Source organism: Nostocoides australiense Ben110 (assembly GCF_001050535.1).
Lineage (GTDB): Bacteria > Actinomycetota > Actinomycetes > Actinomycetales > Dermatophilaceae > Nostocoides_A > Nostocoides_A australiense.
The window spans coordinates 2,103,928-2,117,057 of record NZ_HG764815.1; the positions used below are offsets into that span (position 1 = coordinate 2,103,928).

The 13,130-nt window shown below is 69.0% G+C and carries 12 protein-coding genes and 1 other RNA gene; 10 read left to right on the forward strand and 3 right to left on the reverse strand.

All coding sequences use genetic code 11. The features are described from left to right. Window positions 1-27: 27 nt before the first annotated feature. Window positions 28-2,052: a cell wall-binding repeat-containing protein gene (locus BN11_RS10105; RefSeq protein WP_048697244.1), complete on the reverse strand. Its 2,025-nt coding sequence runs from the start codon at window positions 2,050-2,052 to the stop codon at window positions 28-30. A gap of 256 nt (window positions 2,053-2,308) precedes the next feature. Between BN11_RS10105 and ftsE the strand changes: the two genes are divergently transcribed. From ftsE to ssrA, 7 genes are all read left to right on the forward strand, one after another. Continuing rightward, entirely contained in the window at window positions 2,309-3,100 is a 792-nt protein-coding gene (ftsE, locus tag BN11_RS10110) for a cell division ATP-binding protein FtsE (protein ID WP_083433673.1), read from the forward strand. Continuing rightward, window positions 3,100-4,014, forward strand: coding sequence for a permease-like cell division protein FtsX (ftsX, locus tag BN11_RS10115; RefSeq protein ID WP_048697248.1), 915 nt, complete (start codon window positions 3,100-3,102; stop codon window positions 4,012-4,014). The genes ftsE and ftsX overlap by 1 nt, the downstream gene beginning before the upstream one ends. 127 nt (window positions 4,015-4,141) lie before the next feature. Continuing rightward, a complete protein-coding gene (locus BN11_RS10120; RefSeq protein WP_048697249.1) occupies window positions 4,142-5,527 on the forward strand; it encodes a M23 family metallopeptidase in 1,386 nt (461 codons plus the stop codon). A 213-nt stretch (window positions 5,528-5,740) separates the two neighbouring features. Then, a complete protein-coding gene (gene smpB / locus BN11_RS10125) occupies window positions 5,741-6,214 on the forward strand; it encodes an SsrA-binding protein SmpB (protein WP_048701202.1) in 474 nt (157 codons plus the stop codon). A 2-nt stretch (window positions 6,215-6,216) separates the two neighbouring features. Then, window positions 6,217-8,193: a DUF2207 domain-containing protein gene (locus tag BN11_RS10130; RefSeq protein WP_083433674.1), complete on the forward strand. Its 1,977-nt coding sequence runs from the start codon at window positions 6,217-6,219 to the stop codon at window positions 8,191-8,193. A 233-nt stretch (window positions 8,194-8,426) separates the two neighbouring features. Beyond that, window positions 8,427-9,251 (forward strand): polysaccharide deacetylase family protein, encoded by an 825-nt coding sequence (locus BN11_RS10135; protein WP_162213205.1) that lies wholly within the window; start codon window positions 8,427-8,429, stop codon window positions 9,249-9,251. 597 nt (window positions 9,252-9,848) lie between these two features. Next, window positions 9,849-10,215: a transfer-messenger RNA gene (gene ssrA, locus BN11_RS21835) on the forward strand. 32 nt (window positions 10,216-10,247) lie between these two features. On the opposite strand, the gene BN11_RS10140 is transcribed toward ssrA, so the two are convergent. Next, window positions 10,248-10,871, reverse strand: a complete 624-nt coding sequence (locus BN11_RS10140; protein ID WP_048697255.1) for a hypothetical protein — start codon at window positions 10,869-10,871, stop codon at window positions 10,248-10,250. Window positions 10,872-10,874: 3 nt separating this feature from the next. Next, on the reverse strand, window positions 10,875-11,507 hold the full coding sequence (locus tag BN11_RS10145) for an SIMPL domain-containing protein (RefSeq protein ID WP_048697259.1): 633 nt from the start codon (window positions 11,505-11,507) through the stop codon (window positions 10,875-10,877). Between the two features lie 22 nt (window positions 11,508-11,529). Between BN11_RS10145 and BN11_RS10150 the strand changes: the two genes are divergently transcribed. The 3 genes from BN11_RS10150 (at window position 11,530) to BN11_RS10160 (ending at window position 12,859) form a co-directional block, all read left to right on the forward strand. Beyond that, window positions 11,530-11,916, forward strand: coding sequence for a VanZ family protein (locus tag BN11_RS10150; RefSeq protein ID WP_162213207.1), 387 nt, complete (start codon window positions 11,530-11,532; stop codon window positions 11,914-11,916). A 62-nt stretch (window positions 11,917-11,978) separates the two neighbouring features. Then, the gene (locus BN11_RS10155) at window positions 11,979-12,539 is read left to right on the forward strand and encodes a YqgE/AlgH family protein (RefSeq protein ID WP_157044068.1); all 561 of its coding nucleotides are present in this window, start codon (window positions 11,979-11,981) and stop codon (window positions 12,537-12,539) included. 23 nt (window positions 12,540-12,562) lie between these two features. Then, entirely contained in the window at window positions 12,563-12,859 is a 297-nt protein-coding gene (locus tag BN11_RS10160) for a DUF3039 domain-containing protein (RefSeq protein ID WP_048697264.1), read from the forward strand. Window positions 12,860-13,130: the final 271 nt, after the last annotated feature.

A 13,130-nucleotide genomic window follows, 5' to 3' on the forward strand; every position in this document is an offset into this window, starting at 1 on the left:
AAGGAGCGGAGAACGTCGGGGGGTGCTTCAGCGGGGGGAGTCGGGGCCGTGGTAGAGGGTCTGACTGCCCGCGCGGCGGACCGCCTCGTCCATGGCCGCGGAGTCGACCGAAGCCGGTCCGCCGAAGACGGCGAGCAGGTCGATCGCGGCGCGTGAGGAGTCCAGGCGCTCCGCGGTCCACGACGGCAGGGTCGCGCCCCGGGCCAGCAGGATCGGTTGCCGCCACTGGCTGATCAAGGCACCGCCGGTGGTGGCGTCGGGCCAGTTCAGCCCGGAGACGACCGTGCCGATCCATTCGGCGGTGAAGAAGCGATCGGCGACGCGCTTGGCCACCTCGTAGCGGTCGGCCCCGCTGATCACCTCGACTCCGGAGTAGCCGGCGAGGCTGCGGCCACCGCCACCGCCGATGCCGTAGAGCGCGACACCGCGGTGGGCGTCGATATACGTCTTCGTCGCTGCAGGCAGGGCGTCCTCGGCGCTGAGCAGGATGACGCCGCGGGTCACCGTCGCGGCCGGGCTCGCCACGAGAGCGTCGGGGAAGACCTGTCCATTGGCGACGAAGATGGCGGCCGCCTGCTCGCCCCGCACGGTGGCGAGGACTTTCGCGACGGCGACGGCGACGTCATACCGGCTCGCCCCGCCGATGCGCACGACCGGGTGACCGGTCTGGGCGCGCAGCTCGGTCAGCACCCCCTCGCCGACGGTCGCCGGACCGCCGAGGACGTAGATCGCGGCGCCGGCCTTGAGCACGCGGTTCAACTCGGCGACGACGCGCGCATCGACGCGGTCCTTGCGGGTCAGCATGAGCGGACCCTTCAACGCCGCCGAGAGCGGGGAGCCGGCCAGCGCATCGGCATACGCCTCGCCGCCCGCGATCACCGCGCCACCGGCGCCCGCGTCGCCATACACACTGCGCGAGACGTTGACACCGACCTCGTAGCGATCCTCGCCCCCGATCCGCACCTGCTGGACCGGGGCGGTGACGGCGCGCCACGAGACAGCCCTGATCGGCGCTCCCACGGGGGCGGTGTGCAGCGTGCGAACCGTCGCTGCGTCATACGATCCTCCGGACCCGAGGCTGACGACGCGCACGGCCATCTGCGAGCACGGGTTGGCGCTGGACCCGACGCCGACGACGTAGGCGATGCTGCGCCGGTCGGGACTGAACGCAGGAGCCGTCGTCGTGCACCGCGACCCGGCGCCGATGACGCGGGTGGGCTGCAGCGGTTCGCCGAGGTGTCGCCCGCCGTCCTGATAGTCGACGAAAAGGGACGCCTCGCTCGAGCCCGGCTCGGTGCCGAGGAAGGCGATATAGGTGCGGGCGCTGGAGTCGCGGATGCCCTTGCCGGGTTCCTGCGCGACGTCCGCGTCCCCGGGCCGGTAGCTCGAAACCAGGTAGTCGCGGGTCGGGAAGGTCCACGGCTGCCCGGCCAGCGTCATCGGGCCGCGCACCGGCACCAGATAAAGGTTGGAGGAGCCGGTCTTGATGCCGCGGACCACGGCCTCGGTGCCGTAGGGGCTGACGGCGAACGGCCCGTAGCTGACGGCGCCGGCCGCGACCGGCTGCCGCCAGCGCTCCCCGGGCGTCAGCGAGATCGCCGTCGAGGGGGTGGTGGCGCCGGGGCTTTGCTCGACGAAGCCGTCGCCGGTGGTGAGCCACCCCGGCATGAGCGCCTTGGCGTTGCGGGCGTAGCTGCCGAGTTGGGCGTCGTCGCGTCCGCGCGTGGTCCAGGTCGCCCCGCCGTCGAGCACCACGTCCCCGCCGGGCGACCAGCGTTGACCCGCGGAGCCGGGGGTGGTGGCGATCAGGTCGCCGAGTTCGCCGGAGGCCGCGTCGTAGGAGTAGGTGCTCGCGCCCGCCGAGGTCGTGATCGTCAGGGCGTCTGCGCTCGGCGTGAACGCCTGCCTGGCCGTGGCCGTCGCGACGAGCCGGTCACGGTCGGCTCCCGGCGCACCCGCGTCGGCGGCCGACGGTATGGCAGTGGCTCCGGTCACCGCGAGGGTGACACCGGCGATGACGAGGGCGGGACGCAACGGCGTGGTGGGGGGCATGCGAGCGACTCCTTGGGCGGCGCCGAAAGCCCGGGGGAGACCTTCGGCGGATGGGTGCCGGGGGACAACGTAGCCGATGAAGATAGCGGTGGGACAGTAGTGATTGGTGGGTATCGCTTTGCAGCGAGCACCACGCCGACACGCATCTGGGCCGAGGAAGTGGGTGACAGCACAGGCGCCCTGCTTAGACTGAAGCACCTATGCCTTCCGTCTCAGCGCTCCCCGTAACGCCAACTGTTAGGCCGACCCGCCCTTCATGATCCGCTTCGAAAACGTCACGAAAAGCTATCCGCGCTCGAACCGCCCGGCCCTCGATGACGTTTCCCTGGAGATCGAGCGCGGCCAGTTCGTGTTCGTCGTCGGGCCGTCCGGCTCGGGCAAGTCGACGCTCTTGCGGCTGGTCATCCGCGAGGAACCGACGACATCGGGGTCGGTGCTCGTGGCGGGGCACGACCTCGGAAACCTGCCCCCGCGTAAGGTGCCGCGGCTGCGGCGCCAGATCGGCACCGTCTTCCAGGACTTCCGCCTGCTGCCCAACAAGACGGTCGCGCAGAACGTCGCCTTCGCGTTGCAGGTGCTCGGCAAACCCAACCGCGCGATCCGGATGCTCGTCCCCGAGACCCTCGAACTCGTCGGGCTGGAGGGCAAGGGCCGCCGGATGCCGCACGAACTCTCCGGTGGCGAGCAGCAGCGCGTCGCCATCGCCCGGGCCGTGGTCAACAAGCCGCCGATCCTGCTCGCCGACGAGCCGACCGGCAACCTCGACCCCGCGACGAGTCTGGACATCGTCAAGCTGCTGGCCTCCATCAACACCCAGCACGGCACCACGGTGATCATGGCGACGCACGACAACGTCATCGTCGACGAACTGCAGCGCCGCGTCATCGAACTCGATAACGGCCTCGTCGTGCGCGACGAAGAGCAAGGCAGCTATGTCCCCCGGCCCACGGAGGTCTCGACCGATCCGGCGCCGTCGCCCGATGAGGACGACCTGTGGGCCAATCCCGACCCGGATTGGACCGAGGACGTCGTGCGAGGAGACGACTGATGCGGCTGCGCTACCTGTTCGGCGATGTCTGGGTCGGCCTGCGCCGCAATATGTCGATGGCGATCTCGGTCATCCTCGTCACGATGATCTCCCTCTTCCTGCTCGGCCTCGGCCTGCTCGCGCAGCGCCAGGCCGATGTGATGAAGGGGTATTGGTATGACCGGGTCCAGGTCTCGATCTTCTTGTGCTCCAACAAGTCGACCCAGGGCAACTGTCTCGGACACGCCGTGACCGAGGATCAGAAGGCCAACATCCGCAGCCAGCTGGGCGACCTGCGACCGCTGGTGAAGGAGGTCTTCTACGAGTCGCCGCAGGAGGCTTACGACCGCTTCCGCGAGCAGTTCAAGGACACTCCGCTCGCCGGCAATATCAAGGTCGGTGACATCCCGCAGAGCTATCGGGTGCAGCTGTCCGACCCGGCGAAATACGAAGTCGTCGCCAGCACCTTCGAGAACGCCCCCGGTGTCTCGATGGTCCAGGACCAGAAGAAGGTGCTGGACAAACTCTTCGCCATCCTCAACAAGTTCACTCAGTATGCCGTGGGCCTGGCCGTGATCATGGTCATCTGCGCCGTGCTGCTGATGGCCACGACGATCCGGCAGGCGGCGTTCAGCCGCCGGCGCGAGATCGGCATCATGCGCCTCGTCGGCGCCTCCAATATGGCGATCCGGTTGCCGTTCATCCTCGAGACCGTCATCGCGGCCCTCGTCGGCGCCGGGCTCGCCCTGGGACTGCTCACGATCGGCGTGCGGGCCCTGGTCGGCGACAGCGGCAGCCAACTCGCCCAGGCGCTGAACCAGGCCACGATCGGCCTGTCCGACGTGTGGCGGCTGGCTCCCATCCTCGGCGGCACCGCCGCCGCCCTGGCGATCGTCACCGCGACCATCACGCTCTGGCGCTACCTGCGCGTTTGACCCCAGCCCTTCCCCGGAGCGCGCGCCGCCGGTATCGTGCGACACGCCCGGCCGCTGGTGGTCCGGATTTCCACAGCCCGGCTGGCTAACCTTGGGGCCGATGATGCGATTGGGACCGAATGGGCGCGTGTGTTCGCGCCAGGCCATCACTGCCGCCATTGCGGGCAGTGCCCTCGTGGCTGCCGCCGTTGCCGGTGGTCCGGCCACCGCCGATCTGCGCGATGACAAGCGCAAGGTCGAAGCCAAGATCGAGAAGCTCCACGACGATCTCGACGACACGTCCACGAAGCTGATCGAGGCCAACGCCCTCCTCGAGGAGACCCAGGCCAAGCTGCCCGCCGCCCGCAACGCGCTGGCGGCGGCCCAGCAGGCCCAGGCCGACGCTCAGGCCCGCAACGAGCAGGCCAAGGCCGACCTCGCCCGCGCGCAAGCCGACGAACAGAAGGCGAGCGCGGACCTCGAGGCGACCGCTGCCGAGATGAGGGACACCCAGTCGCGGATCGCGAACTATGCCGCTCAGCTCTACCAGGAGCAGGGCACCGGCACTCTCGAACTCGCGCTCGAAACCTCGGACCTGCAGCAACTGACCGACCGCATGGTCATGGCCGACACGCTCGGCGACATCCAGAGCGACGCCCTGGCCCAGCTGTCGACCTCGAATGCCTCGCTGCGGGCCACCCAGGATTTCCTGACCGCCACGCGCGAGAAGGTCGCCGACGCGCAACGCGCCACCGAGGCCACGCTCGCCGAGGCGAGAGCCGCCACCGCGACCGCCGCTCAGGCCGAGGCCGATCTGGAGTCCCTGCTCGACACCCGCGAGAAGGCGGCTGCCGCCTTGGACTCCGAGCGGGAGGCCGAAAAGCAGCGGCTCGCGGAATATGAGGACCAGTCGGATGAGATCACCACCAAGCTGAAGGAGATCGAGGCACGCCAGCGACGCGAGGCGGCCGAACGCAGGAAGCGGGAGGAAGAGGAGCGCAAGCGGGCCGCGGCCGCCGCTGCCGCCGCCCAGAACAATTCCGGTGGCACGAACTCCGGCGGCTCCGGAGGTACGTCAAGTTCCGGCGGGACCGGAAGCTCCGGTGGTTCCGGTGGGTCCACCAACCCGCCGCCATCCGGCGGCTTCCTGTCCACACCGGTCCCCGGCGCCTGGGTTTCCTCCGAGTTCGGGATGCGCTACCACCCGATCCTCAATTACTGGCGCCTGCACTCCGGCCGCGACTACGCCGCCTCCTGTGGCACCCCCGTGTATGCCGCCGCCCCCGGCAGCATCGTCTCCGCGGGCTGGGGCGGCGGTTACGGCAACCAGGTCGTCATCGCCCACGGCCTGGTGGACGGCGACTCGCTGGCGACCACGTACAACCACCTCGAGCGCATCGTCGCCACCGGCGGCTCGGTCGCCCGCGGCCAACTGGTCGGCTATGTCGGCACGACGGGCCTGTCCACCGGCTGCCACCTGCACTTCGAGGCCCGCGTGAGCGGCGTCCCCAAGGACCCCCGCAACTGGCTGTAGCCGCCCAAAGTGCAAGGCAGGCGGACAGTCGAAATACGAGGAGAGCCCCGGCAGGCGTGGTTGACCGGTCGAATCGCCCACTTCGTATTGTGAATGTCACCAAGACACCGTCGCGGACGCCTGCGGGCCGATTGGCGGGCTTCGCCCGAACCTGGCGGGTAACCTGAGCGGGCGGTGCGCCGGGCACCGCCGCGAGGCGAAGGACGGGTGACGGTGGCCAAGGAGACGGGGCGCAAGGTGATCGCGAGCAATCGCAAGGCGCGCCACGATTACCTCATCGAGGACACCTACGAGGCGGGCATCACCCTCATGGGCACCGAGGTGAAGTCGCTGCGCATGGGCCGGGCCTCCCTGCTCGACGGCTTTGCCATCTTCTACGGCGACGAACTGTGGCTCGAGGGTGTGCACATCCCCGAATACGTCCAGGGCACCTGGACCAACCACACCCCCCGCCGGCGCCGCAAGCTGCTGCTGCACCGCACCGAACTCGACAAGCTGATGGCGGCCACGCGCGAGAGCGGCCGCACCATCGTCCCCCTATCCCTCTATTTCAAGGACGGGCGCGCCAAGGTGGAGATCGGGCTGGCCAAGGGCAAGAAGGCCTACGACAAGAGGCACGCGTTGCGCGAGCGGCAGGACCAGCGCGACATGGACCGCGCGCTCAACTCCCGCGGGCGGGGAGAGTGAGTATGCCGTGGGCTCGCCGCGCGCTCGCCGCGCTCGTGCTGGCGTTCGCCGTCCTCGCGGGCGTGGCCCCGGCATACGCGACGGCCTCCGGGCTGGAGCGCGGCTTCGTCGCCGTCGGCACCGGGGAGCGGATCACCGCATACGACAACACGATGCAACTCGCCGAGGACGGTTCGGTGCGGGTGACCGAGACGATCACCCACCAGTTCCCCAGCAGCGGCCCGGAGCGGCACGGCATCACCCGTGACATCCGGGTGCGTGCGGGGTACCAGAACCGCGAGGACGTCTACCGCTACTACCGGATGAGCGACCTGACCGTCTCCTCCCCGACCGGCGCTCCCGCTGACGTCAGCGAAAGCGACTTCGGCGCCTACATCCACGTGCGGATCGGCAGCCCCGACGAGACCGTGTCGGGCACACAGACCTACGTCATCTCCTACACGCTCGCTCACGTCGTCAACGCGATCGACGACCAGCGGGCCGAGTTCGTCCACGACGTCGTCGGCATCGCCAACGAGCAGTGGTATGACCAGATCAACGCCACCGTGGAGGCGCCGGGCGCGCCGCTCCAAGTGGGTTGCAACTACGGCGCGCAGGGCTCGAACTCCATGTGTGAGGCAACATCCGGCAGCCCCTCGACCTTCGCCCACACCGACCTGAAGCCGGGGGAGGCGATGACCGTCGCCGTCTCGCTCCCGCGCTCGGACTTCGGCGACCTCGAGCCCGAACTCATCGAGGGCTCGACGTCCGGGGAGGACACGGGCGCCTCCACCGTGCCGCCGGCCACGTCGCGCCTGTTGGGCCAGCTCACCGCCGGGCTCGGCGTCCTGCTGCCCCTGCTCGCCACGGCGGGCATGAGTGCACTGGTGTGGACGCGGGGGCGCGACGAGCAGTATGCCGGCCTGACCCCGGGTCTGTCTCCCGGGGTCGGCGAGGAGGGCCGGACCGAGCGGCGCGCGCGTCCCGGAACCGTTGCGGTGCAGTTCAATCCGCCGCCTGGAGTGCAGCCGGGCATGGTCGGCACCGTGGTCGACGAGAGCGCCGACACCGTCGACGTCACCGCCACCATTCTCGACCTCGCGGTTCGCGGCTACCTGACGATCACCGAGACCGAGAAGTCCTTCGGCCGCGCCGACTGGCTGCTGACCTTGACCACGCCCCCGCAGACGGCACATGCGCTCAGCGAATACGAAGAGATGCTCCTCGACGGTCTGTTCTCGAGCGGCTCGCCGGTGCGGCTGGGGGCGGATCTGAAGAACACCTTCTCCTCGACCCTGACGGCGGTGAAGGGCTCGATGTACAACGAGGTCGTGCGCCGGGGCTGGTTCCGCCGGTCGCCGCAGAGCCAGCGCAACTCCTGGTCGGGCCTGGGCACCCTCCTCATCTTCGGCGGCATCGCCTCTGCGTTCTTCCTCGGCGGTGCCCTGCCGGCCGGCCGGCCGTTCTCGGGCGTTCCGCTGGCGGGCACGACCATCCTGGCCATCGGCCTCGTCATCAGCGGCCTGGTCGTCAAGGCCCTCGGCCGTCGCATGGCTTCGCGCACCGCCGACGGCAGTGCCGTGCTCGCGCAGTCGCTCGGGTTCCGCCAATACCTCGTGACGGCCGAGGCGAATCAGATCAAGTTCGAAGAGGCCCAGCAGATCTTCTCGGCCTATCTGCCCTATGCGATCGTTTTCGGGGTCGCCGAAAAGTGGGCCCACACCTTCGAGCAGGTGGCGGCCGCCGCGGCCGCGCAGGGGATCGTGATCTCCCCGCCCATCTGGTACGTCGGCCCGAGCTGGGGCACGGGCGGCTTCTTCGACTCGCTGACCTCGGGCGTCGACGACTTCGCCACCCAGGCGGCAGGCACCTTCATCTCCACGCCGGGCTCCTCAGGCACCTCCGTCTTCGATGGCGGCGGTGGCTTCGGCGGCGGTTTCGGCGGCGGCGGGGGCTTCTCCGGTGGCGGTGGCTCCGGATCCTCCGGCGGCTCCTGGTAACAGTGACGTCTCGGTGACAACCGCACCCCCTCCTGGGGCGTCAACGAGGTATGGCTGCTAAGTTCCCGCGCATGGGGCGGACATTCGCACGGTTCACGCTGGCAGCGACAGTCGTCGCGGCCCCCCTGCTCACGACATCGGTGGGCGGCGCCCATGCGTCGGCCGTTTCGTGCAGCTCTTCCACACCGGTGTCGTCACGGCCCTCTTTGAAGGTCGGCGACACGGGCAGCTGCGTGACCTATCTGCAAACCCTCCTCCGAAACGCCAAATTCATCACGGCCAGCCCCGATGGCAGCTACGGGCCCGTCACCGCCGCCGGTGCGGTGCAGGCGGTGTCCGAGGCCTATCGGGTGCTGCGCCGCGATGGCACCACGACGACCGCCACGTGGGCCGTCTTGGAGAAGATCAACAAGCCCTTCGACAAGTACACCTGCGGCAACGGCTCGAGCAACAAGGTGCTGCTCGTCTTCGACGACCAGCCCGTCTCCACCACGAGTTATCGGGCCCTGATCGATGCCGCCCGGGCCGGGCGTTACGGCATTGGCATCGCCCCCAACGGTGAGCACGTCAAGTCCGGCCTCGTCGACGTCAAGGCCGCGCGGGATCGCGGGCTGCTCGTCGTCGACCACACCTATCACCACTACCCGCTCACGACGCTGAGCTCGGAGCAGGTGGTCTGGGAGATCACGCGCTCCTATGTCGGCAGCAACTACGTGCGCCCCCCGTATGGCGACGAGAACAGCCGGATCCGGGCGATCCTCGCGCAATACGGCAAGAACGACTGCCTGTGGAATGTCGACCCGCAGGACTGGAAGCGCGTGGGCCGGCCCCTGCCGCTCGAAGTGCCCGACCATCGCATCACCCCGTCACAGGTGGCCGACTACATCGTCGGCCACGCCTGGGGCGGGTCGACCGTCGTCGTGCACATGAACCATCTCGGCACCGACGCGAGACAGCTCGCCCGGATCGACGAGGGGTTGCGCGCCCGGGGTCTCATGCTGTGCCGGAACTGGGGCCGGGCGAGCAACCCCTCGATGCCCAACCAGTACTGCCTGTGAGTCTCAGCAGGTCCCGAGCATGTCCGCGAGGGCGTCCCGCTCGTCCTCGGTGACCGTGAGCTCGTAGCCGTACTTCACCTGCACAGGGGCAACCGGTCCCATGGCTGCGGATCACCTGCAGGCGCAGCTGAGTGCCTTGCTGGCGCAGGATGTCCTGGCGGGCACTGCACCCGTTGCCGTCGAGGTCCGGCCACGTCCCAGGCCCGAAAGCGTTGCGGCAGAAGTCATCCCCGCGTGAGCGATCGGCGACGGTCAGCTTCTGGAGCAGCGACCGGGCGGTCTTCGGGCCCGGCAGCGGGGCCAGGGTCGCGGGGATCCGTTCGCGGGGTATGGCAGTGTTGTCACGACAGCCCGCCGGCGCCGTCGCGGTGCCCCCGGTCTCCGTCGGCGGACCGGTCACCCCCGGTCGAGCAGCCCACCGCGGCTGCGGCGACCAGAACGGCGGCGAGCACAGCCCTGGGGAGGCGAGCACGCGGCATACGGAGAACTCCCGGGAATCGACTTGGGCTGCGGAGCGTTACGCGTCATACTGAACTACTCCACCGACAATGGTGGGGATCTTGACAAGTCCACAGCGTGATGGGTCGATCACCCTTCGGGGGTGATCGGTTTCGACATTGGTCGGTCTTCCAGGGGAAGCGGGTCGAGGACGCACGGTTATCTCGTGAACGCCCCGTGCAAACCAATAGGTGCCAACTCCAAGCGCACCGACTTCGCCCTCGCCGCCTGAGCGAGCCCGAAGTCCGTTGGCCTATGCCTGATCTCGGCATAGTCACCAGCGTCAGCTAGAGATCTTGCTGCGTCGTCATGTCGAGGGGCGGCGCGGGACTCCTACTCGACTGGGCCTGTCAGGGAACGTGTGCGCGCGAGCCCTGGGGCCGAGAAACTCCCTCAGCGCACTGCACCCGGAGAAGTCCTGGTTCGCCGTCAGTGGACGCGGGTTCGATTCCCGCCACCTCCACCAGCGCTCGGCTCGCCGAGCCGCTGGTCGACCCATCACGTTGTGGACGTGTCCAACTCGAGCGCCCACCGGTCGCCGTCGGGCACGAACCCCAGCTTCCCGTAATGTGGCGCCACCATGCCCGGCCGGGTTAGCACGCGGCGAAAACCCTTGCGCTGGAACAATCCCGAGTCGCGGAAGACGAACTTGCCGGGGGAGAAGTCGCGATACGGCGCGGTGACATAGTCCAGGTCGACCTGGGCTACCCCGTCCCCGATGTCGCGCACCAGCACCACTCCGCAGGTCGTGTCGCGCTTCTGGATCAGGTATGCCGCACCGGACTGCGGCCCCGCGAACCCCGGGTTGAACCGGGCGATGTCACGGCCGTTGCGCGCGAGGAAATGGGTCAGACTCGCGTCGTCGTGATCAACGGGGATCACCTCGTATGCCGTGCTGGCACTGGTGTTCTCGCGCTGCAGCTTGGCGATGTAATAGACGTTCAAGGCCGCAAGGACGCCGTTCATCGCCACCATCGACCAGATCCCCAGGCCCCAGTTGAAGACGAGCAACGTGATCGTCGCGGCCAGGTTGAGCAGGCGCAGCCGCAGGATGCGTGTCTGCATCACCGAGACGACGAGGAGCGCCGACCCGGCCCATCCGAGGATGTCGAGCCAGGACAACGGCTATGCCCAGGCCCAGCGGACGGTGACCTGGCACCGGATGGAGTTCTCGCCCATCTCGACCGGCATGTCGGCACTGGCGGAGGCCATCATCATCTCCCGTTTCGGGGCCCCGCCCGCGTGGAGCCCGCCTCCCGGACTCGGCGAGTCGACGACATACAGGACGGGGCCCAGCTCCCGACTGGCCAACTCGGCGAACTGGCGCGCCTTGGCGTTCGCGTCCTCGAACGCCAGCCGGCGGGCCTGGGTGAGCAGCGGGGACACATCGTCGATCTGCAGGCTGATGTTGTCGATGGCGAGGGCGTTGCCGACGGACTCGGAGAAGGCCGTGATGAGCGGCCCGACGAGGTCGCGCTCCCGGATGCGCAGCCGTATCGACTGCTGGGCGATGTACCCGCTGACGGAGACGCCCTCGCGGTCGTATTGCGGATACACCGATGCAGAGGTGGTCTGCAGGTCGGCCGGGGCGAGGCCGCGTTCGCGGGCGATGCCCACGATGGCGGTCATCGCGGTATCGGCCCGCGAGAGGGCTTCGGCAACGGACCCGCCCGGGGTCCGGACGGCGGTGTCGAGGACGACCACATCCGGCGGGGCGCTGGCGACCCCGGTACCGGTCATTTCCACGAAGGCATCCATGTGGTGCACAGTAGTGCCCGTCATGGACAACAGGGGGACGGCACGCATCGGCGCAAGCGCAGCGAGTCGTATGCCGCTGCCGCGCCTCCTCGTGTGGGTGGCCCTGATCGCGAGCCTGGTGGTGAACGTCGTCTTGCTCTTCATGCCCAGTCGGGGCGGGGAGCCGCTGTTTCCCTACGACGACAAGGTGATTCACTGTGTCCTCTTCGGCGTGCCGGCCTACCTCGGGTTGCGCGCGGGGCTGAAACCGGCCGTGTGGCTGCCCGCCATGGCCGGGTGGGCCGTCCTGAGCGAGATCCTTCAGGCGCACTTGACCGCGACCCGCTCGGGCTCGGTCTGGGACTGTTGTGCCGATCTCGTGGGCATCGGCATCGCCGTCCTGCTGGGGGCCGGATTCCGAGCCCGCTGACCGGCCGGTCCGGCACCGGCGCCGAGCCCCGCGAACGGCCGCGGCGCGCAACAATAGGACTCATGACCATCCCGGAGGATCTGACGGGCCGGCTGCTGGTTGCCACGCCGGAGATCGAGGACGGGATCTTCTGTCGCAGCGTCGTGCTCGTGCTCCATCACGGCACGGACGGCGCGCAGGGGGTCGTGCTCAACAAGCCCCTGGAGGCTGAGGTGGAGGCGATCCTGCCCGGATGGGGTGCGGTCGCGACATTGCCGGCGATGGTCTTCCAGGGCGGACCGGTCCAGATGGACTCGGCGCTCGGTTTGGTGTCGCTCGGCGACCTGCCGCCGGCCGATTCCCGGCTGCGCCGGCTCTTCGGCAGCATCGGCCTGGTCGATCTCGACAGCGACCCGCAGGTGATCTCGGGGCAGGTCTGCGCCGTGCGCATCTTCGCCGGTTACGCCGGCTGGAGCGCCAACCAGCTCGAGGGGGAGATCGTGGCGGGCAGCTGGTATGTCGTCGAGCGCGAACCCGCCGACGCCTTCGCCGCCGGCACCGACTTGTGGCGTGCGGTCCTGGCGCGCCAGCCCGGCCCGCTGGCGTTCGTCGCGGCATACCCTGCCGATCCCGGGCTCAACTGAGACCGGTCGCCTACGCTTTCTCCATGAGCGAGACTCCAGGACTGGACGCGCCGGCGGCCCCGAGCCGGCCGAGCACGAGCACCGCCACCCTCGAGCGGACCGAGGTCGTCCCCGAACTTCAGGAGCCGGGCGACCACGAGCGCTTCAGTCACTACGTGCGCAAGGAAAAGATCCTCGAGTCGGCGCTGTCCGGCGAACCGGTCGTGGCCCTGTGCGGCAAGATCTGGGTCCCCGGCCGGGACCCGAAGAAGTTTCCCGTCTGTCCGCTGTGCAAGGAGATCTACGACGGGCTGCGCGACCCCCAGGACGGCGAGGACTAGGACGCGCAGCGTATTTGCGCAGGTCCGGGCCGATGTATCAACCTCCCAGCCCCCCAAACGATGTGAGACACCGCTAGATTCGCAGGCAGGTGTTTCAGGGAGGAGCACCGTCCGGGGGGCGTTCATCCGGCTCTTCGGGGAAGATCAGGAGAGGGAAGTAATGAATCGCAAGATCGCATTGACCATCCCCAGCGTCGCAGCGCTCGCCGCGGCCGGTCTCGTCGCCACACCGGCCCAAGCCCGCCCGGTCGCCGGCGACGGCGCCACCGCG

Bases quoted from the DNA above. Each gene is read 5' to 3' on its own strand.
- BN11_RS10105 (WP_048697244.1), bottom strand. From the start codon at position 2,052: ATGCCCCCCACCACGCCGTTGCGTCCCGCCCTCGTCATCGCCGGTGTC.
- ftsE (WP_083433673.1), top strand. From the start codon at position 2,309: ATGATCCGCTTCGAAAACGTCACGAAAAGCTATCCGCGCTCGAACCGC.
- ftsX (WP_048697248.1), top strand. From the start codon at position 3,100: ATGCGGCTGCGCTACCTGTTCGGCGATGTCTGGGTCGGCCTGCGCCGC.
- BN11_RS10130 (WP_083433674.1), top strand. From the start codon at position 6,217: ATGCCGTGGGCTCGCCGCGCGCTCGCCGCGCTCGTGCTGGCGTTCGCC.
- BN11_RS10145 (WP_048697259.1), bottom strand. From the start codon at position 11,507: ATGGATGCCTTCGTGGAAATGACCGGTACCGGGGTCGCCAGCGCCCCG.
- BN11_RS10150 (WP_162213207.1), top strand. From the start codon at position 11,530: ATGGACAACAGGGGGACGGCACGCATCGGCGCAAGCGCAGCGAGTCGT.
- BN11_RS10155 (WP_157044068.1), top strand. From the start codon at position 11,979: ATGACCATCCCGGAGGATCTGACGGGCCGGCTGCTGGTTGCCACGCCG.
- BN11_RS10160 (WP_048697264.1), top strand. From the start codon at position 12,563: ATGAGCGAGACTCCAGGACTGGACGCGCCGGCGGCCCCGAGCCGGCCG.